A 21173-nucleotide genomic window follows, 5' to 3' on the forward strand; every position below is an offset into this window, starting at 1 on the left:
AGGGAGGTGATACCTTGGCATATCTCGAAACTGAAAGACGTTTTCACCTCTCCTGCGGCGTGCCTCCGCTGCCGGATAAAATGCCATTCAAAGGCCGTTCAGATGCCGTTCGAATACCATTCAGGGCGGGATTGCAAAGGTTTACGACGTGGAAGTTCTGAAAGTCCGTCCATTCCTCGACACAGGTCATGGAAGCGACGGAAGCGGTTTTGGAAGCGTCCACCGCTATCATGCCCAGCTTTTCCATCGTTGCAAGGAGATTGCGGATTCTTTTTCTCCCTATGTTCCATTCCTCCGCGAGTCTGGTTTCCGAGAACTGGAACTGTCCGGGCTGCAATTCCTGCGGCCTGCGGAATGAATCGCCCCTGCCGGGGGACAGTCGCATCCGTGAGAGCAGGTCATAAAAAAGAGTATGGTTGCCGATTGTATTGCCGTCGTCATCTTTCGTTGTCCCTCCGAGCCATTCGATTGCCTCTGCGGTAAAGTGGATGCGGACTGTACGGAAGCCCTGCGGCTTTTTGAAAAGGGATGTTTCCTTGTTCCTCTTGTTTTCTTGCATAATTCAATAAAAAATAAGGGAATGGAGTATCGGAAAACCTACAACAGTTTCAATGAGATAGTGCGTGCGGGAGTTTCCTTGTCCGTCCGATACCCCGTTCCGGTTTTGACATCAGTTCCGGTTCACGTTGGCGGCGGGTTGGGATTGCAGGTGTCCCCGTGCGTCCTCCACCGCCTTGAAGTCGGAAGAGATTTTCATCAGCACGATGCTGACGCGGCAGAGCTGGCCGATGTCAACGAAATCCTTGACGGCTTCCAACAGTTTTTGCGCACGTTCCTGACGGTGTTTCATCACGGCCTCGTTACTTGTTCCGTTTTCTTTGGCAAGCCCGTGATTGAGAAAGCGGTTGACAGCCAACATGTCCGTCGCCTCAATCGTTGCGGTATCGCCGTTGCCCGTCCCGTAACCGACCATTACCCGTATGGAATCGGCCTCGTAGGGGGAACAGCCGCGAAGAAAGTCCAGAATGGTCTGTACCTTCGCGCTGATTACGGGTCTGCTCTCTTTCTTTCTCTGTTCCTTGTTCGGGGATTCCTGAACCGTGGCATTCCTGATACCCGGTTCCATGTTCTTTGAATTGTCCATAACTGCATTGTTCTAAAAAAGGTTGATGAATCATTTGTTTTTCTCATGTGTTACCAGATAGTGGGATGCCTCGCTGTCGATCTCGACCTGCGATTTCACCCGTACCCGTTTCAGCCATGCGTCGAGGTCTTCCTTGGCGAAGAAGCACAGCTTGCCGCCCGGCTTGTAGTAAGGGATTGCGCGGCGCATCATCATCTTGTAGAGATAGCTTGGCTTCAGTCCGAGGTAACGGGCTGCTTCCGTGGTGGTCATCAAATTACGTTCACTTTCCATATACGTTCATTTTTATTGTTACTTGTACTTTCGTAGAATCGGAATCTGCTGTTTTTTCAGACTTTTCCTTTCTTCTGTTTCCGATGCAAAGTTAAGTTTGCTCCAAGGTGGGCCAATGGGGGACGAATGGGGAAAGTGCATGAAAAGAAAATGCGCCATACCGTTGTGTATGAACGGTATAGCGCATAGCTATAATGGGAAGATACCGGGCTGAATGGGGAAACGACGGGCGGTTATGGGGTACCTTTCAGCCGTCTTGCGTTTTCAACGGCCTTGTCGATGGATTTGCGGAAATCTTGATTCTCTTTGGTGGCAGCATTGTTGCAAACATCGCTGCGGTGCTTGTCGTAGTAGGATTTGGATATGCCGCAGCGTTTCAGGAACTCTTCCGACCAGAGTTTCCCGCGCTCTCGCGGCCTGATGGTACGGGCGATGGAAAACACCATGTAACAGATGCGAAGGTTCTCTTTCGGGCGCACGATGACCTCCCGTTCGGTGGGTTTCAGGTTCAGGAAGTTCACGAAGTCGCTGCCCGACAGATACTCGAACTGGTAGTCGTTGCACACCTCGTAAATGAACAGGCACAGGGCGAGGTCAACGGTATCCATCCATGCGGTGGTCTCTTGCAGCAGGCCTGCACGGTTCATGGGTTGCCCTCCTTCACGCGTCTGATGTCGGAGATGATGCTTCCGGCGATTCCTTGCAGACGCTCCACCAGCACGTCGAGGAATACCGGTTTGAAGCACCAGACACAGAAATTCCGGTCACGCTCCTGCTGCCATTCCTTATATGATAGGTTTGCGTGTGCATGAGCTTGGTCATATTTTGCCTTTGCTACTCCGCACTCCGTGTCGAGCGACCTGTATTCTTCCGAATCCAGAGGCAGGAAATCCAACCGGTTACTCATTGCCGAATACTCGCGCCAAAGTTCTGTGGCGGCTGTTTTCGCTTCCTCGTACCGGTGTTCAAAGGGGCTTAGATATTCCTCGAAAAGGGCTTCAAAGTTCACTGTCTGCAACGGTGTCCTGTCGAGTGAAAGGTATTTGTTCGTTTCCGAAAGAAGGGAAGAAGAAAAGTCCAGAAGTTGTCCGGGGTTCTCCTTTACCAGACAGGCTGCCTCCTTGACAAGAAGGTTCGTGTCGTTGAAATCCTGATAGAACAGGGACGGCGGCAAGGCCTGTTCAAAAGACAAGACGCCTTGTCCGTAAGTTGCAAGAAGCGTGTTCACTTCGTGCAACCGTTGTGTTATTTGCCGTATCATCATAATCGTCAGGAATTGAAAAGGTCGTCCATCGTCACCTCGCTGTGGACGATGCTTCTGTTCTTGCCATTGGCCACACCATACGTCGTGATAAAGGTATGAACCAGTGTCTTGTTGGTCTTGGTAAGTTCCCTGAACAAACCGGAACGGTCACGCAACCGGCGTTCGTATTCGGGCTTGATACGGTATGTGTCCATGCAGAATTTCATCTCGCACAGGTGTATGATCCGGTCAGCCCGCTCTATTATCATGTCTATTTGTCCGCCGGGCATTCCTTCCTCCTTATTGGGCTTGACCTGCCATGTGGACAAGGATGTAGCCATGCCCCTTATTCCCAAAGCCGACTTGATCTGTTTATGATGTCTCATGCAGACAAGCTCGAAACTGCTACCCATCCAGTCGAATACATTTCCGGAATCAAGATGATTGCTCCACCATTCATCATCGTGTGAGAGGTTGTCGGCAAGGAACTTGAAATAGAACAGCGAAAAGAAATCCGTAAGCCTGTAAACGGCTCCGCGACGTTTGTTGCCGTACTGAAGCCATTTCTCTATCATATCGGACCTTTCAAGGTTTTTTATCGCCTTGGTTATGTTGCTGCTCTTCGATGATAGTGACTGGAATATGTCCTTGCTTGTCATTCCCGATTCGTGTTCGCTGAGTAGTTGTACGATTGACGTGTACAGGTCGGCATTGTCGAAAAGGGCGTTGTATAGCTCCTCGAACTCCAGTTTCAAAAGTGCGCCTTCATTGAAAAACAGCCGGTCTATATTCTGGGAAAGGCTCAACGCGGGGTCAAGAAGGCTGTAATAAAACGGAACACCGCCAAGCACCATGTATGTCTGGGTAAGCTGGTAACGATCCCATTCGATGCCTCTGGTAGCGAGATACCGCTCCGTCTCATTCAGGGTGAACGGGGACAGATGCAGGTTACACGTCACTCTGGCATGGAGGCCTCCCTTGTTGGCGACAATCTTGTCTTTCATCCATGAGGTCGCGGACCCCGTGGCGATAAGCATGATGTTCCGCTGTGACATGGCCCAGCCGTTCCAGAAGTTTTCAAGGGCCGACACGAATATGGATTTTCCCGAATCCATCCAAGGCATTTCATCTATGAACACAATCCGTTTACGGTCAGCGGGCAGGGACGACAGGTATTCTTCAAGGGCATAAAAGGCTTCATCCCAGTTGCTTAAATGGGAGAACTTTTTTCCCGAATAACTGTTGAGCACATTCAGGAAGTTGTTCAACTGTCTGCGGGTGGTCATTCCATGCGCACCGACATATTTGAAATCAAACTCCCGGTCGAAAAATTCTTCAATCAGGAATGTCTTTCCGATACGCCGCCTGCCGTAGACTATGACCAGCTCCGATCTGTCCGAGTTCAGGCATCTTTCCAGTTCCGCGTGTTCTTTGTCGCGGCCAATAAGTTTATCCATACTTTCATGTTTTGATGCAAAATTACGCATTTGGAATTGCCCAAGCAAATTTTAGAACCACTTATTTGATATTATCTATGAAATATTACGCTGTAAATTCAGATATAAGGTTTTGTGAGGTTTATGAACTGCGTCCATAAATCTGAAATTATCTATCCAAATCAAGAAGATAAGTTCAGGTTTATGTATCTGATAAACAGATATGCCGAGTTTTGACCTCTTCGGATTGAAATCTGGCCGGAAAGGTCAAAATTCGGCAATTATTCAAATAAGGCTGAAAACGGTGGTAATGGAGTACAACGCAGGATGTCAGCCAAATACGTTATCAACCAGATTCACCGCTTCAACTTTCTTGCTGTCAACGATTTTCGCGTAAATCTGCGTAGTCTTTACGTTGGCATGGCCGAGCAGCTTGCTCGTGGTATAAAGATCCGCACCGAGGGTAAGCATCATTGTGGCGAACGTGTGGCGGCTCGTGTGATAGGTGATTTTTTTATTGATTCCTGCCGTTGCCATCCATTTGGCCAGTACCTTGTTGATATTGGGTTCTGCCGGGAGTCCGGCAAAGACATGCAGCCCGTCTTCCGCACCGTTCCTTTCAGGCAGCCAACGGACGGCATGGCGGGAAAGAGGCAAGTAAATCGGTGTGGTAGTTTTTTGCATCACGGTTGACATCCGGTATTGTTCCCCGTCCTGAACAATATCTTTCCATCGTAAGGCATAAACATCGCTCAACCTCAAACCGCAGTAACAGGCGAAAAGGTAGGCACGTTTCACGTCTTCGCGGGGGCATTCCGTGTCAATCAGAACTTTTATTTCGTCAATGGTCAGGTATTCCCGTTTGGATTCCGGCACCTTGATACGTTCTGTGGCTGCAAGTGTCATTATCGGGTTCTCCGGGATAACCTCGGCACGGACGGCGGCGTTGAGTGCGGTGGAGAAATAACCCACGTAGTCCGCTGCACTCTTGGGTGAAAGCGGCTTGTCCCACCGGGTCTTGTAGGTGTGCTGAATCCAGTCGATGAAACCCAGACACCAGTCCTTGTCAATCTCTCTCATCTTCACCTTTTTCTTGTAAAGGGGAAGTAACCGGCAGACTGTTCGTAACAGTTTCAGTCCTCTCGCGCCTTTTCGTTCCTGTTCGGCAAGATAGGCTTCCATCCAGTCGTCCAGTAGCATTTTGGAACGGACGGATGTCTTTTTCAGTCCGGCCTTCGAGTGAGTCAGTTCGATGATGCGTTTTGATTTGATGGCCTCTACCGCCGCTTTTGTGGCCCGGTTCTGCTCCTTGACCATAGGATTGATTTCGGGCAACAGGTACAGTTTCAAGAACTCGTAACTGCGTTTTCCGTCAACATAGATGTCGAGATAATAGGATTCCGAACCGTCGGCGAGCTTCTTCGTGCGCACCTTTACCGGTTCCTTGAGTCTGGTCGATTTCTTTGTTGTTGCCATATATAATAATGTATTTAGAATGCGTCGTCAACCAAGGTGATTGCATCGTCCTTTTTCTTGTCTACTATTTTTGCATAAACCTGTGTGGCACGCACGGAACGGTGGCCGAGGATTTTGGAAACGGTATAGATGTCCGCTCCGAGCGTCAGCAGCAGCACCGCACATGAATGACGTGCCGTGTGGAATGTCACGTTCTTCTTTACGCCTGCCTTATCAGCCCAGTTCTTGAGACTGACACAAAGGTTGCTTGTATTGGGCAGCCCTCCAAAGACAAGGCCATCCGGTGTACAGCCATTACGTTCCGGCAACCATTTTACCGCTTGGGACGAAAGGGGGATATAAACGGGATTGGTGGTCTTTGTCATTACTACCGACACGAGCCATTGCCCGCCTGATATGGAAATGTCACGCCAACGCAATTTCCGTATGTCACTGATACGAAGTCCGCAAAAACAGGAAAACAGGTATGCCTGCCGTACCTGCTCGTTAAAAAATGGCGTGGCTATCATTTTCTTTATCTCCTCGATGGTCAGAAAATCCCGTTTGCTTTCGGGAACTTTGATTTTCTCGGTCATCTCCAGTTTGTACCAAGGATTTGATTCAATCAGTCTCTCACGTACAGCCTCGTTCAAAGCGGTACGCAAAGTGGTATAATAGGAATGAGCCGTCTTGGGAGTAATCTGTTTTCCCCATGCGGTCTTGCAGGAAGAACGAAGCCAGTCGATATAATCAATGTAAAACTGTCTGTCCACATCACAGAGCCTGACATCTGCACGGAATTTCAGCAAGTTTTTACGGGCGTTGTCGATTCCGTTCAGGTCGCGTGCTTCCCGGTGTTCGTGGTTCTTGCGGACAATGGTCATCCAGTCGGACAGCAGCATATCGGAAGATTTGCTTTCCGGTACTGTTCCCACCTTCGCATTGAGCAGGGCTTCTGTCCGTTCTCGCTGAATATCTTCCGCCTTGCGGAGTGTCTGCGCATTTTGCCGCCTTGCTTTGGCAGATGTTTCCGGCATGAGGTAGAGTTGCAGAAACTCGTACTCATGCCCGCCGTCTACACTACGGTCAAGAAACAGGGATAAACGTCCGTCCGCCAGTTTACGGTGACGTAACTTGAACGGAGATTTCTCTATTAATGATTTCTTTTTTCTTCCCATTGTATATCAATGATTTATATCCATATACAAAGGTAACAAATAATCCGAATATAAGTATCGTTTTAGGTAACAAAAATGTCGAATAATAGAGATTTTTAAGGAATACAACAGAAATCATCATTAGTTAATAATACATTGATAATCAGTATTTATATAGATTTTATCTGTTTTTATTTTCCCTTCGTTTCAATACATTGGCTAATGGGCGACGATTTACTGCCAGCAAATCCTGCTCGGAATGCTCACGATTTTCGGACCGATACAATGGGCTTTCAGCCTCTTGCCCAAATGGGAAGGAGCTTGGGCCAAATGGCTGACAAGGTATCTGACGGTACATTTTTATGGTGCGATGCTCTACTTCGTCGGATTTTATGTCCTGCTTCTGTTCGACATTGTGCTTTGCATACAGGTGGAAAACCTGACGGCAATCACGGTAAGTGAGCAGACAATGGCTGCTTATCTGCAAAACTCCTTTTTCTCGGCAGGCTACCTTATGGCTGCAAGTATCGTGGCATTGAAATGCTTGAACCTTGTTCCGGACTTGGCCGCCTGGATGATACCGGAGGGCGATACCGCATTCTCAACCCGAAACTTCGGTGAAGGTGTGGCTCAACAGGCGAAGATGACAGCGACTGGTGCAATCGGTACTATGATGCGATAATCGTAAACTCATAATCAAAAATATACAATGGTAATCAGAAATTTAGAAAACAAAATCAAGTTAGTGGGAATCATCTGCTCGTTCTTCCTTGTCGGCTGCATCATCATCAGCGTAAGCAGCATTTGGACGGCACGGACAATGGTGACAGATGCACAGAAGAAAGTCTATGTGCTGGACGGCAACGTGCCAATATTGGTCAACCGTACCACGATGGACGAAACCCTTGATGTGGAAGCCAAAAGTCATGTGGAAATGTTCCACCACTTCTTTTTCACGCTTCCTCCCGATGACAAGTACATCAAATACACGATGGAAAAGGCGATGTACCTGGTGGACGAGACCGGACTTGCACAGTACAACACGCTCAAAGAGAAAGGCTTTTACTCCAACATCTTGGGAACGAGTGCCGTATTCTCCATTTACTGCGACAGTGTGCGGTTTGACAAAAGCAATATGGAGTTCACTTATTACGGACGGCAACGTATCGAGCGCAGAAGCAACATCCTGATGCGTGAACTGGTGACGGCAGGACAACTCAAACGAGTGCCGAGAACCGAGAACAATCCGCACGGATTGCTTATCGTAAATTGGCGTACCCTCCTCAATAAAGACATCGAACAGAAAACGAAAGCAACCTATTAAAATTTACAGATATGAACACCAAAGGATTCCGCAGGATGCTGTTCGGCGAAAAGATGCCGGACAAGAACGATCCACAATACAAAGAGAGATACGAGCGTGATGTGAATGCCGGTCGCAAATTCGCCCAGGCGACACGTCTTGACAAACTGGCCGCCAAGATACAGGGCTTTGCCAACAGGAACAAGATACTGTTCCTTGTCATGGTATTCGGTTTCGTAATCGGCACATTCACCTTCAACATTTATCGGCTGACCAAGGCCTATCGGCATGGTCAGGAGATAAGAAGTGCTACAGAAATGCAGGACAGTCTGCTCAGAGAACGCCACAAGGAGCCGGTTGCTCCCATTGTTGAACCCACCCAAACCAGACAACGATGAAAAGGATATTCGAGAAAATCAATTTCAGGCAGCCCAAATATATGCTTCCTGCCATATTGTATATTCCGCTGTTGGGCGCGTCCTATTTCATCTTTGACCTCTTCAATGCAGAAAAGGCAGAGATAGCCGACAAGACACTCCAGACCACGGAGTTCCTGAATCCCGACCTGCCCGATGCCACCATCAAGGGCGGCGACGGCATAGGAAGCAAATACGAGAACATGGCAAAGTCGTGGGGCAAGATTGCCGACTACACGGCTGTGGATAACATAGAACGAGACGAACCCGATGATGACAAGGAAAAATACGAATCGCAGTACAGCCAGGACGAAGTTGCCTTCTTGGGTGAACTGGAACAGCAGAAATTACAGGCAGAGGAAACTGCCGATGCCAAAGCGAGAGAGCAGGAAGCCCTCAAAGAACTGGAGCGTGCCCTCGCGGAAGCACGACTAAAGGCGCAGGCACAGGTGGAACCTGTTGAACCGCTTGCAGAAGACAGTCTTGAACAACGCACGGAAACCGGAGTGTCCGCAAGCGGAACAATCAATGAAGAAAGCCGGGCGGTAAACGCTCCTTCCGAAAACGAAGAACCGGGTGAAATGGTCAAGAAAGTAAAAGTGACCTCCGACTATTTCAACACCATTGCCCAAAACGAGCATGAGCCTAATCTGATCAAGGCGATTATAGACGAGGATGTCAAGGCCGTGGACGGAAGCCGTGTCAGACTTCGGCTTTTGGATGATGTGGAAATCAATGAGACGGTGGTCAAAAGCGGTTCTTATCTCTACGCCATCATGAGCGGCTTTTCCTCGCAGAGGGTCAAGGGAACCATTAACAGCGTACTGGTGAATGATGAAATCATCAAGGTCAGCCTTTCGCTCTATGATACCGACGGACTGGAGGGACTGTATGTGCCGTCAAGTTCATTCAGGGAAACCGCCAAAGATGTGGCAAGCGGAGCGTTCAACAGCAACATGAACATGAATACCGGCAGTAATGGCAACAGCCTTACCCAATGGGGAATGCAGGCTATTCAGGATGCCTACCAGAAGACGAGCAACGCCATCAGCAAGAACATCAAAAAGAACAAGGTCAACCTGAAATACGGTACGTTTGTCTATATCATCAACAGCAAGGAAAAAAGAAATGCAAAGTAAATAACCATTCAAAGAATCATAGATATGAAGATTATCAAGACTATCTGTATCGGAGTAACGGCGGCATTGTCGAGCCTGCCTACATTCGCCCAGCAGACTTACGAGGAACTGGAGCAACTGACCGTCAACGAGCAAGTGACCACGGTCATTACCGCTTCCGAACCTATACGCTTCGTGGATATTTCCACGGACAAAGTAGTCGGTGACCAACCGATAAACAACACGATCCGTCTGAAACCAAAGGAGACGGGATACGAGGACGGTGAGATACTGGCCATCGTCACCATTGTCACGGAACGCTATCGTACCCAGTATGCGTTGCTCTATACCACAAGGATGCAGGAAGCCGTGACGGACAAGGAAATCGAGTTCCGGGAACGTAACGCCTATAACAATCCTGCCGTGAGTATGTCACAGGCGGATATGACACAGTTTGCGAGGCGTATATGGAACTCTCCTGCCAAATACCGCAACGTGAGAAGCCGGGAACACCGCATGACGATGAGATTGAACAACATCTACGCGGTCGGTGATTATTTTTTCATTGACTTCTCCATTGAGAACAAGACAAACATCCGTTTTGACATTGACGAGATCCGGGTAAAACTCGCGGACAAGAAGTTGTCCAAGGCGACCAACGCCCAAATCATAGAGCTGGCTCCCGCATTGGTACTTGAACAGGCAAAGTCATTCCGTCATGGCTACCGCAATGTCATCGTGTTGAAGAAGATGACCTTCCCCAACGACAAGGTACTGACCATTGAAATGACCGAGAAACAGATAAGCGGCAGGAACATACATCTGAATATAGACTACGAGGATGTGCTTTCAGCCGATTCGTTTAACCGTGTATTATTGGAGGAGGAATGATGAAAAAGATATTATTGGTATTGGTCACGGTAATGACATTTGCCATGAACGGTAAAGCGCAAAGCAACAGCGACCGTCTTTCGTTGGGTGTCGGTTGCCTGTATCAAAACGGGCTGGACATCACCCTCTCATACGAACATGAGGGCAAGTACCACCACACATGGGAGTTTTTTGCCAATGGTTATCTCAAATGGGACGAATGCGCATCCTGCGGTCATATCTGTCCGGAATCATTCTGGAGGAATTACAGGAGTTACGGATTCGGAGTAGCCTACAAGCCTTGTGTGGCGCGTGGTCGCAACCATTACGGCAATGTCCGTATCGGGGCATCGGCCGGGAGTGACACAAAACGGTTCTTGGGCGGCATCCACCTCGGCTATGAACACAATTACGTACTTCGAGGTGGCTGGAGACTTTTCTGCCAGGTGAAAACCGATTTGATGATAAAAGGAGAAGACCTGTTCCGCACGGGCATTGTCTTAGGTGTAAAATTACCTCTAAACTAAGGGAAAATGAAAAAGAAATTATACATAAACGCTTGCAGGCTATTCAGTCTGTCGGCCATCGTCATGTTATTCGTGGCCTGTGACGCACACCGGGATTTCCCGGACACGGCAATGAAGCCCTGTCATATCCTGTGTACGGACGGCAAAGTGTTGTCGGTATCAGACTTCAAGCAATCCGAAAAACAGCCCATTGCCGTGGTGTTCCATGTCAATCACGATGAAGCCATTGAAGGCAACGGCTATGCGGTTTACCTGTGGGACTTGGCTCCGGAGGCTTTTGCAGATAGCATAGGGGTAAACCAACGCACATCTACTGACATCACGGCACTGGACGGCAACGAAAACACCTTTGCAATCTACGACACCAGAGAAACCACCTCGCCTATGGCAGAAGCAGTCTTCGCCCTGTGGCGGTACGGACAGTCGTCCTATATCCCATCCGTGGCACAGATGCGGATGCTCTATAATGCCAAGAGCCAGATAAACCCCATCATCAGGATGTGCGGTGGCGACGAACTGCCCGATGCAGCCGATGACTGCTGGTACTGGACGAGTACGGAAGTGGCCGGGCAGGAAAAGGCGAAAGCGTGGCTCTATTCCATGGGAAGCGGCTCGATGCAGGAAACACCCAAGACACAGGCGCACAAGGTACGAGCAATCATTACCTTGAGAGATTAAGAATCAGAATATACAAGAATTAGCGAATAACTGGAAACGAAATGGAAGAAAGCAAAGAGTTACAAGGTTTTTACAAGATATTCCGTTCGATCATCTATGTCTCCATTCTGCTGGAGTTTTTCGAGTATGCCATTGACCCGGCCATGCTTGACCATTGGGGCGGCATACTCTGCGACATACACGGGCGTATCAAGCGGTGGGTAATCTACAATGACGGGAATCTCGCGTATAGCAAGTTAGCCACATTCCTGCTTATATGCATCACCTGTATAGGGACAAGGAACAAGAAGAAACTGGAGTTCAATGCACGGAAACAAGTTCTTTATCCTATTATAATAGGTATGGGGCTGGTTGTATTGTCTGTTTGGTTGTTCGGATATCCGATGGAAACAAGGCTTTACACTTTACGGTTGAACATCTGGCTTTATATGCTTGCCTCAATAATCGGTGTGGTACTGGTACACATTGCCCTTGACAACATTTCCAAGTTCCTCAAAGAGGGATTACTGAAAGACCGTTTCAATTTTGAGAATGAGAGTTTTGAGCAGTGCCGGGAGTTGCAGGAGAACAAGTATTCGGTCAATATCCCCATGCGCTACTATTACAAGGGGAAGTTCCGCAAAGGTTGGGTGAACATCAGCAATCCTTTCCGAGGCACATGGGTGGTCGGCACACCGGGTTCCGGCAAGACTTTCTCCATTATCGAACCGTTTATCCGGCAACACTCGGCAAAAGGCTTTGCCTTAGTCGTTTACGATTATAAGTTTCCGACCTTGGCTACCAAATTATACTATCATTACAAGAAAAACCAGAAGCTCGGAAATCTGCCCAAGGGGTGCAAGTTCAACATCATCAATTTCGTTGATGTGGAGTATTCGAGGAGGGTGAACCCTATCCAGTTGAAATACATCAACAACCTTGCTGCCGCATCTGAAACCGCAGAAACCCTGCTTGAGTCCTTACAAAAAGGCAAGAAAGAAGGAGGCGGTGGCAGTGACCAGTTCTTTCAGACATCCGCTGTCAACTTCCTTGCAGCCTGCATCTATTTCTTCTGCAACTGGGGCAAAGAGCCATACGACAAGGACGGCAATATGCTCACGGCAGAGAAGGTACAGGACAAACAGACCAAACGGATGATACCCACCGGACGGGTGTTCAATTCCGCAGGCGAGGAAGTGGAACCGGCTTATTGGCTCGGAAAGTATTCCGATATGCCACATATCCTGTCATTCCTCAATGAGAGTTACCAGACCATTTTCGAGGTGTTGGAGACCGACAACGAGGTGACGCCGTTGCTCGGTCCGTTTCAAACCGCTTTGAAGAACAAGGCAATGGAACAGTTGGAAGGTATGATTGGTACGCTACGTGTCTATACCTCACGCCTTGCCACCAAGGAAAGTTACTGGATATTCCACAAGGACGGTGACGACTTCGACTTGAAAGTTTCTGACCCGAAAAGTCCTTCTTATCTCTTGATTGCCAATGACCCGGAAATGGAGAGCATCATCGGTGCGCTGAACGCCCTTATCCTCAATCGTCTGGTTACACGAGTGAACACGGGACAAGGCAAAAATATCCCGGTAAGCATCATCGTTGATGAGCTGCCGACTTTGTATTTTCACAAGATAGACCGCCTTATCGGTACGGCTCGAAGCAACAAGGTGTCAGTGGCGTTGGGATTCCAGGAACTTCCGCAGCTCGAAGCGGATTATGGCAAGGTAGGTATGCAGAAGATTATCACCACTGTCGGCAATGTGGTCAGCGGTTCTGCCCGTTCCAAAGAGACCTTGGAATGGCTGTCTTCCGACATCTTCGGCAAGGTGGTACAACTCAAAAAGGGCGTGACCATCGACCGGGACAAAACCAGCATCAACCTCAATGAGAACATGGACAGTCTTGTTCCTGCATCCAAAATCTCCGATATGCCGACCGGATGGATATGCGGTCAGACAGCCCGTGATTTTGTGAAGACAAAAACAGGAAGCGGTGGAAGCATGAACATTCAGGAAAGCGAGGAGTTCAAGACCTCCAAGTTTTACTGCAAGACAGACTTCGACATGAAAGAAATAAAAAAGGAAGAAGCCGGCTATGTACCGCTTCCCAAGTTCTACACCTTCAAATCAAGGGATGAACGGGAACGCATCCTTTACAAGAACTTCGTACAGGTTGGAGAAGATGTCAAGGAAATGATACAAGAGATTCAGAAATATAAAGTGAAATAGCTTTTCTAATGGGGGCAAATCATCAGGCATTGCCCCCATATTCCAACCCCAATAATGCTTTATTTTTTTCTATTTTGAGTTTTCTTGATTTTAGGCCTCGTTCCATTTTTTGATACGCCAGTGTCAATACAACTACTACATTTACAATCTGTTAGCAATACTAAGGTATGTGGTAAATCAGTGTATTCATTTTTCAAATCATCAAAATTAGAACAATTACCACCTTTTTTATGAACATCAAATATCCAAAATACAGACAAGCAAGCACCTGTTGCATTAGTGTATTGTATGAACTTTTTCTTATACTCCTGACGTTCTTTTTTATTTTTAAGTTCTTTATTGTGAAGCAGTTTAAGCTCTACCATAATAGGATTACATAAACCATATCGAATAAGAAGATCTGTACGCTTATTATCTTGTAGAGTAACCTCCCGATCTACACGAACAGCCTCTAATCCCATTTGGCAGCATTTATTGATGACGGTATTTTTCAACTCCCTCTGAATAAAATCTTCACTTAAAGCCTCTTGTCGTACTAAAGAATATATACCTTGGTCTTGTATTTCTTTTTGAACCTCAGAATAAATATAATTAAAATATCGTCTTAAATCGTTATCGTTCCGGATTTCCAAATGTGATTCTTTGACGCATTTATTGTATTGCTTAATAGCTTTACCAATTGTAATTTTTTCTTTTTTCAAATACATTATTTCAGCATTATCCATAATGTTGTTTACGAGAAAACTCGCATTTGTATCATTAAAATACGCCACCTTTTTTCTTAATTCTAATATATAAAAAATATTATTGGTATTTATAAAGAAAAAGCATATCTGATTAAGAAGATAGCTTGAGTATTCCTGTGTCTCTGAAGTTATACATAATGATAAGCCAAAATCAAACAAATCAAACATTTGTTCAATCAGTCTCTCATTATTTTTTATGCTCATAAAGCATTTGAACATCTGTGGATGTGTCATTTCTGATTCTTCCTTAGAAACCGCATATACATACCCAGTTTTACGACAAAGAGACTTTACAACATGATTTTTTAAATATTCAATCCTCCATGTCATTGCCTCTGGATCTTGATATTTTTCAATCATTATGTCATTACACTGCATTTTTATGCTTCCAATACTATCATCAGCAAGAGAATCGAACAATGCTCTGTAATTATTTATATTCCAATTACAGTACCCTTCAGATACAAGAGCTAAAGCTTTAGATGCAGCAATACTGTGACTAAAGTCTTGATTGGCTTTATATTGTTCGATATACTCTTCCACTTTATAGGACAAAGCATCAATTCCATAATCGGTAATACAGGTTAAAACATCCTCCGTACTAATATTCATAAAATCATCTTCCCTTGACTTCCACCATTCGACAAGTTGCTTCTTCTCATCATCACTAATACTACAAATAATAGACTTGTATATTTCCTTTATCTCGTTGGCCCCAGCATTCAAAGTACAGCAGACAACAGGTAAAGTCTTTATCAAAACAGTTCTATTTTCTTCCAACACTTTACGGAATCCTAACCGATAAATTGCATTAACAAAATACGGTATTTTAATTAAAGATGTAGATAGATTAAAAGAATTTTCGGATGTCTTCTTTAATGTCATTTCATCCAAATTTAGTTCTGTGAAAAATTTTGCAATAACATCCACAAAAGGTTGAATAAATTCCTGTTGTTGTATAAATTCTACATTTTTAGATACTTCAAATGCAGCTTCATACTTGTAGAATTCGTGTACATTTAGTTTTGAAAGGATTTGATAAGAATCAATAAGTCGCTGATATTCATGTGAATTTGTTTGACTTTCTACTTTTTTCTTTGAGTTTTCATCCCATCGTTCAAATGTCTCTGCATAACGTTTTATGTATTCGGATATAGAAATGCTCTTAACTTCATCATTTCTGATTTTACTAATAAGAGCAGTTAGAATATTGTCTATATGCCATTCTCCTATCTTTATTTCATGTAAAAGTTTGTCTAAAGAAGATATAAGTTCAGCATCAACAATTTCTGCATCAAAATGTCGAAATAAATCTTCTAAATCCCATACTCTATCAAAACTATCAATAAACAAGGATCCTGTTGTTTTCTCAAGCAGTATTTGTTTAATAATAGGATTGATCTCTGTATAGCTCATATACAGATGATTATTAATGAAACTCACAATAACTTTTGTCATGAGTTTTTTACTTTCTAAATCTATATCCCACGCAATATGAAATTGTTTCGTTAAATGCCACTCATAATGGATATGTAAAGTCCTATTATGATTAAAAAAATCACCAAGTTTATTAGCTTCTGTAATCTTATTATACGCATAAATAATTGTAGGACCATCCATTATAAATAGTACTGCATTTATTGCATATGAATCACTTGCATAGCAACTATCCAACCAGCAATCTACAACATTATTATTTGTAAATTTTCCATAGCCGGTCACTTCACAGTATTTTTCTTTCACTCTTTCAGTAAAACGACTGTATGAACCAGATAATTTGACAAGTTCGTCTTCATTTTTTAGTGCATTATACAAACTTAAAGCCACCAGTTGTTTTTCCTCATCGCCTGTTTGCATGAGAATATTTGCTGCATTATTCCAATGGTCGAAAACTTCTTTGCTCAGTTTGTCATCTTCGGCAATTACTTCCAATATAGTACAGATATTCGTTATTTGAATCTTATTAAGCCGTTCTACAGCCAATATTATTTTATTATTACAACTTGAAGTATAGCATTCTTGTAATAATCCGCAAATTGCCCCTCTCCAGTTAATATATACAGGTACACGTTGATAGTGGTCAAAAATGATGAAGAATAACTCTTCTTTCTGTTGAAGAGAAAGAAGAGAAGAATCTATATATTTCAGCAAAGTTTCAAATGGCTCATTTTCAAGATTAGATTCATATGCCACAATAAGTTTTAGCACATTAACAAATGTATGTATTTTATCTTCCGCATATGAAATATGAGGAATAACATCGTACCAGTTTATGTAAATACGTTTCAATTCTTTATGCACAGCAACATCATAAAGTACACTTTCAATATTGTCCTGCCTACATAATTCTTTAGCAGCAAGATATTCCTGTAGTTCAGTATTTTCAAATTGCAATATCCCATTTGTTTCTTTTAATATACGACTCTCAAAGAATAACAAATCAAAATTAGCAATAAGCATCTGTGTCATATTGCCTTCTACTTCATCTAAGACCGTATATAATTCATCTTTTGAAATTTGATCCTTTCTGCTTATTTCCATAATGAAAGCCACTTTTTCCAATACTCGTTGTATAAGAACTTTAACACTTTCATTATTCGTAGTGTTCGGATAAACATCTATGGCTGTTTGTATTGAACGGACAATCATATACTCAAAAAGTTCTCCGACATTTAAACATCCTCCTTTTTTCTCATCATACTCCAATAAAAATGTCAAATATCTAGGAACTGTTAGAAGCTCTTTTAACTTTGCGCTTTTACTGATATTTTCGTTTGTTATATTCGAACATCTACAATTAACAACATCACTTACAATATGCTCACTCAACCTGCATAATTCAATAAAAATTAAATCACTGCAAACTGAGAAATGCTTTTTATAAGATGCCACATAATGCTTTCTACAAGTAAATAGCACCTTTGTTTCGGGATTATTTTCCCTATATTGTCTTATTGAAAGTAAAACAGTATGGAATATATTTCCCTCAACCTCGTCCAAGGCATCTATTATGCAGAAATCCTCATTGGTCGGAGCGGATTCTAAATTAAATTTAGATGCAGGACATAAATACAAATGACCAGAAATTTGCTTCTTTATTTCATCAACAAGCCGACTCTTTCCAATACCAGGTTCACCCACTATACAAACAAATTTTTCTTGAAGCAATTTGTCTATTGACAAATTTTCTTCGACACCAAACAACGAAGTGGTTCTGTTATTCTCTAACAGATCATACACATTTTGATACCTGACTATTTGAGGTGTAATATAATTTTCCATTCTTTATGTACCAGTCTTATCATAAAATAACTATAGAGCAAAGATAACCCTTTTTCCTGATCTAATAATCATAGATAAGCAGGAATATTGAACTAATTCGCAATTTCAATGGAAAATCATATAACTTGAATGATGTCTGAATAAAATAAATTCATTACTTTTGCATGGTAAGGTAAATAATAAACCAAAATGGAAGAGACGAAAGATATAAATCGAATCAAAGTCGTTCTTGTTGAAAAGAAGCGAACCAACAAATGGCTGGCAGAACAATTGGGCAAGGATCCGGCAACAGTGTCTAAATGGTGCACGAACACCTCACAGCCCGGATTGGAAACTCTGTTGCAGATTGCCAATGTGCTGAATGTTGATGTGAAAGAGTTGTTGAACTCCTCGTTGGAGGAAAGCATCCAGACTGTCAGACTCGTTAAATGATAATACGTGGATATGAACAAAACGGAATTATACAATAAGATAGTGCAGCTCGATGGACTGACAAACGAAGAAAAGTCGGAACTGTTGGGCCTGCTGCGCAAGCAAAAGAAGTATGGGCTTGTGTGGGAGGATAAGCCGGAGGATGTGGAGGAGCGTTTGCGGGATGAGTTGCCGGTATTGATAGAGGATGCCATGAAAGCCATAATCAGCGATGATGCCAATGCACCGAACCATATCCTTATCGAGGGTGATAACTTGGAAGCCCTGACCTCACTTGCCTACACGCATGAGGGAAAGATTGATGTTATCTATATCGATCCACCGTACAATACGGGAAACAAGGATTTTGTCTATAACGACTGTATTGTTGACAAGGAAGACAGCTACCGTCATTCCAAATGGCTGTCGTTTATGAACAAGCGGTTGCGTATTGCAAAACAACTGCTGTCTGACCGTGGCGTTATCTTTATCTCAATTGATGATAACGAACAAGCGCAATTGAAATTGCTGTGTGATGAAGTGTTCGGAAATAATAATTTTATAACCAATATTATATGGCAGTCAACAGCAGGCTCTAATACAGGGAATGAAATTGTAACAACAACAGAATATGTTTTAGTCTATACTGCAAATCGTTCAAAAGCTCATTTTGACGGACAGCCACCTTCAGATGATACATTTAAACTAACGGATGAACATATCAAAGAGAGAGGACATTATACTTTGGATAAACTTGATCGAAGACGAGTAGGGGGACATTATTCAGAAGCACTTAATTTTCCAATTAAAATGCCAGATGGAACTTTACGATACCCGGGTGGAGGACAACAACAGAATGAAGGATGGAACTATTTATGGAGTAAAACAAAAGTTCAATGGGGGTTAGATAATGATTTTATCGTTTTTAAGAAAAACAAAAATGAATGGGCAGTATATTGTAAGCGTTACCAAAAAGTAGATAACTCTAACAGACAGGTAGATAGGACAACACCTTATAGGAATCTAATCACATCAGATTTGTTCAACACAGCCCAAGGTACAGCAGAAATAGCTAATATTTTTGCTATTAGACCTTTTGCTTTTCCAAAGCCATCAACCTTTGTGAAATTCTTACTATCCTCAGCAGTTGTAACATCACCTAACGCTATGGTTCTTGACTTCTTTGCCGGCTCCGGTACCACCCTTCACGCCACTATGCAACTCAATGCTGAAGATGGCGGGCACCGCAAGTGCATCCTCGTCACCAACAATGAGAATAACATCTGCGAAGAAGTGACCTACGAACGAAACAAACGGGTAATCAATGGCTACACCACACCTAAAGGTGAAGAAGTCACCGGCTTAAAGAACAACACACTGCGCTACTATCGTACAAGTTTTGTCGGCAGAAGCCGGAGCATGAAGAATATGCGTCAACTGATGAACCTCTCCACCGATATGCTCTGCATTAAGGAAGACCTCTATACCGAACAGACAAAATTCGGTGAACAACCGACCTACAAGAATGTGTTCCGCTATTTCGACAATGGCAAGAAGCGTATGATGATTATATATAAGGAAGAGGCCGTGCCGCTGTTGGCAGACCTTATCCGAAAGACTGATTACGAGGGGAAGATGCGCGTGTATGTGTTCTCGCCAAGCGAAGACCCGTGGGAAGGTGAATTTGAAGAGGTACAGGACAAAGTGCAGCTTTGCGCTCTTCCGCAGGCCATATACAACGCCTACAAGCGCATCCTGCCAAAGAAAAAAGACATCACTCTTGAACAAGAAAACGATGCTGCCAGCAATGACGACAAAGCATTCAACGGTATGCTTAATTTTGATGAAAAGGAGGACGAGCAATGAACGAGCAGCAGGATAAAGGAAACATCATACTCTACCAAACCCCAGATGGGCAATCGAAGATAGAAGTAACCCTGTCGGGCGATACGGTGTGGCTCACTGCCGACCAAATGGCAGAACTGTTTCAGAGAAATAAGTCCACCATCTCACGGCACATAAAAAACGTGTTTGAAGAGGGTGAGTTGCAGGCAGATATGGTTGTTGCGTTTTTTGCAACAACCACTCAACACGGAGCTATCATAGGTAAGCAACAAACGCATCAAACAGCCTTTTACAACCTTGACATGATAATCAGCATAGGCTATCGTGTAAAGTCACATCGTGGCGTCCAGTTTCGTATATGGGCTACAAATGTACTGCGCGAATATATCGTGAAAGGATTTGCCCTGAACGATGAACTGCTGAAACGTGCCGGAGGTGGCAACTATTTTGACGAATTGCTTGCACGTATTCGCGACATCCGCTCATCCGAAAAAGTGTTCTACCGAAAGGTTTTGGCAATCTATGCGTTAAGCATAGACTATGACCCACGGGCAGAAGCCACACAACTCTTTTTCAAGACCGTACAGAACAAGATGCACTTTTCCGCTCACGGACACACTGCCGCTGAAGTAATATATGAACGTGCCGATGCAGAAAAGGATTTCATGGGATTGACCTCGTGGACAGGCGCAATGCCTAAACGTACTGATGCAGAGGTAGCGAAAAACTATCTTTCGGCTGATGAATTGGATACGCTCAATAGAATAGTCAGCCTATACCTTGATTTTGCTGAACTGCAAGCCAAGTCGCACCAGCCCATGTATATGAAAGACTGGATTCAGAAGTTGGACGACTTTCTCAAACTATCCGGGAAAGAACTACTTACCCATGCTGGCAGAATATCGGCAGAAATAGCCAAACAGAAAGCCGATATGGAATATGATAAGTTTAAGGAACGGACCATGTATGAACTATCGCCTGTGGAAATTCATTTCTTGGAGAATTTTGAAAAGGAACAGAAAAAATTAAAGGAATAGACGGAAAACA

Annotated in this window: 19 protein-coding genes and 1 pseudogene; 11 read left to right on the forward strand and 9 right to left on the reverse strand. The window is 44.3% G+C overall.

What is annotated here, in order from left to right; genetic code table 11:
- Positions 1–43: 43 nt before the first annotated feature.
- The 8 genes from BSCG_RS21465 to BSCG_RS21430 all read right to left on the reverse strand — a co-directional run bounded on the left by BSCG_RS21465 (position 44) and on the right by BSCG_RS21430 (position 6729).
- Positions 44–559: a hypothetical protein gene (locus BSCG_RS21465; RefSeq protein WP_005942618.1), complete on the reverse strand. Its 516-nt coding sequence runs from the start codon at positions 557–559 to the stop codon at positions 44–46.
- A gap of 111 nt (positions 560–670) precedes the next feature.
- Entirely contained in the window at positions 671–1144 is a 474-nt protein-coding gene (locus BSCG_RS21460) for a hypothetical protein (RefSeq protein WP_004312208.1), read from the reverse strand.
- A gap of 30 nt (positions 1145–1174) precedes the next feature.
- Positions 1175–1417 carry a helix-turn-helix domain-containing protein gene (locus BSCG_RS21455; RefSeq protein WP_004292639.1) on the reverse strand — a complete coding sequence of 81 codons (243 nt, stop codon included), beginning with the start codon at positions 1415–1417 and terminating at the stop codon, positions 1175–1177.
- A gap of 233 nt (positions 1418–1650) precedes the next feature.
- A complete protein-coding gene (locus tag BSCG_RS21450) occupies positions 1651–2064 on the reverse strand; it encodes a hypothetical protein (protein WP_004312207.1) in 414 nt (137 codons plus the stop codon).
- Positions 2061–2681 (reverse strand): hypothetical protein, encoded by a 621-nt coding sequence (locus tag BSCG_RS21445; RefSeq protein ID WP_004312206.1) that lies wholly within the window; start codon positions 2679–2681, stop codon positions 2061–2063. Before BSCG_RS21445 ends, BSCG_RS21450 begins: the two co-directional genes overlap by 4 nt.
- 5 nt (positions 2682–2686) lie before the next feature.
- Positions 2687–4117, reverse strand: coding sequence for an AAA family ATPase (locus BSCG_RS21440; protein WP_004292637.1), 1431 nt, complete (start codon positions 4115–4117; stop codon positions 2687–2689).
- Positions 4118–4426: 309 nt separating this feature from the next.
- Positions 4427–5572 (reverse strand): site-specific integrase, encoded by a 1146-nt coding sequence (locus BSCG_RS21435; RefSeq protein WP_004292636.1) that lies wholly within the window; start codon positions 5570–5572, stop codon positions 4427–4429.
- Positions 5573–5586: 14 nt separating this feature from the next.
- Entirely contained in the window at positions 5587–6729 is a 1143-nt protein-coding gene (locus tag BSCG_RS21430) for a site-specific integrase (protein ID WP_004292635.1), read from the reverse strand.
- Between the two features lie 202 nt (positions 6730–6931).
- Here BSCG_RS21430 and BSCG_RS21425 point away from each other — a divergent pair.
- The 8 genes and pseudogenes from BSCG_RS21425 to BSCG_RS21390 form a co-directional block, all read left to right on the forward strand.
- Positions 6932–7390, forward strand: a pseudogene (locus BSCG_RS21425) (hypothetical protein); the annotation flags it as partial.
- A gap of 27 nt (positions 7391–7417) precedes the next feature.
- Positions 7418–8032 carry a conjugative transposon protein TraK gene (traK, locus tag BSCG_RS21420; protein WP_008771398.1) on the forward strand — a complete coding sequence of 205 codons (615 nt, stop codon included), beginning with the start codon at positions 7418–7420 and terminating at the stop codon, positions 8030–8032.
- Between the two features lie 11 nt (positions 8033–8043).
- The gene (locus BSCG_RS21415; protein ID WP_008775159.1) at positions 8044–8409 is read left to right on the forward strand and encodes a hypothetical protein; all 366 of its coding nucleotides are present in this window, start codon (positions 8044–8046) and stop codon (positions 8407–8409) included.
- A complete protein-coding gene (traM, locus tag BSCG_RS21410) occupies positions 8406–9566 on the forward strand; it encodes a conjugative transposon protein TraM (RefSeq protein ID WP_008775160.1) in 1161 nt (386 codons plus the stop codon). The genes BSCG_RS21415 and traM overlap by 4 nt, the downstream gene beginning before the upstream one ends.
- Positions 9567–9590: 24 nt before the next feature.
- On the forward strand, positions 9591–10436 hold the full coding sequence (traN, locus tag BSCG_RS21405) for a conjugative transposon protein TraN (RefSeq protein WP_008771395.1): 846 nt from the start codon (positions 9591–9593) through the stop codon (positions 10434–10436).
- Entirely contained in the window at positions 10433–10942 is a 510-nt protein-coding gene (locus tag BSCG_RS21400; RefSeq protein WP_008771394.1) for a hypothetical protein, read from the forward strand. Before traN ends, BSCG_RS21400 begins: the two co-directional genes overlap by 4 nt.
- Positions 10943–10948: 6 nt before the next feature.
- The gene (locus tag BSCG_RS21395; RefSeq protein ID WP_008771393.1) at positions 10949–11620 is read left to right on the forward strand and encodes a DUF1566 domain-containing protein; all 672 of its coding nucleotides are present in this window, start codon (positions 10949–10951) and stop codon (positions 11618–11620) included.
- Positions 11621–11661: 41 nt separating this feature from the next.
- Complete coding sequence (locus BSCG_RS21390; RefSeq protein WP_008771392.1) at positions 11662–13842, forward strand: type IV secretory system conjugative DNA transfer family protein; 2181 nt, start codon at positions 11662–11664, stop codon at positions 13840–13842.
- A gap of 59 nt (positions 13843–13901) precedes the next feature.
- Here BSCG_RS21390 and BSCG_RS21385 read toward each other — a convergent pair whose 3' ends face one another.
- Complete coding sequence (locus BSCG_RS21385) at positions 13902–17870, reverse strand: NACHT domain-containing protein (RefSeq protein ID WP_008775161.1); 3969 nt, start codon at positions 17868–17870, stop codon at positions 13902–13904.
- A 189-nt stretch (positions 17871–18059) separates the two neighbouring features.
- Here BSCG_RS21385 and BSCG_RS21380 point away from each other — a divergent pair, with 189 nt between their 5' ends.
- The 3 genes from BSCG_RS21380 to BSCG_RS21370 are packed head-to-tail and all read left to right on the forward strand — an operon-like array spanning position 18060 to position 21163.
- Complete coding sequence (locus BSCG_RS21380) at positions 18060–18302, forward strand: helix-turn-helix transcriptional regulator (RefSeq protein ID WP_008771390.1); 243 nt, start codon at positions 18060–18062, stop codon at positions 18300–18302.
- A 12-nt stretch (positions 18303–18314) separates the two neighbouring features.
- Complete coding sequence (locus BSCG_RS21375) at positions 18315–20147, forward strand: site-specific DNA-methyltransferase (RefSeq protein WP_008771389.1); 1833 nt, start codon at positions 18315–18317, stop codon at positions 20145–20147.
- Positions 20144–21163 (forward strand): virulence RhuM family protein, encoded by a 1020-nt coding sequence (locus tag BSCG_RS21370; protein ID WP_008771388.1) that lies wholly within the window; start codon positions 20144–20146, stop codon positions 21161–21163. Before BSCG_RS21375 ends, BSCG_RS21370 begins: the two co-directional genes overlap by 4 nt.
- The last annotated feature ends 10 nt before the right edge of the window (positions 21164–21173 follow it).

The sequence above is a fragment of the Bacteroides sp. 2_2_4 genome, from assembly GCF_000157055.1.
GTDB classification, from domain to species: Bacteria; Bacteroidota; Bacteroidia; order Bacteroidales; family Bacteroidaceae; genus Bacteroides; species Bacteroides ovatus.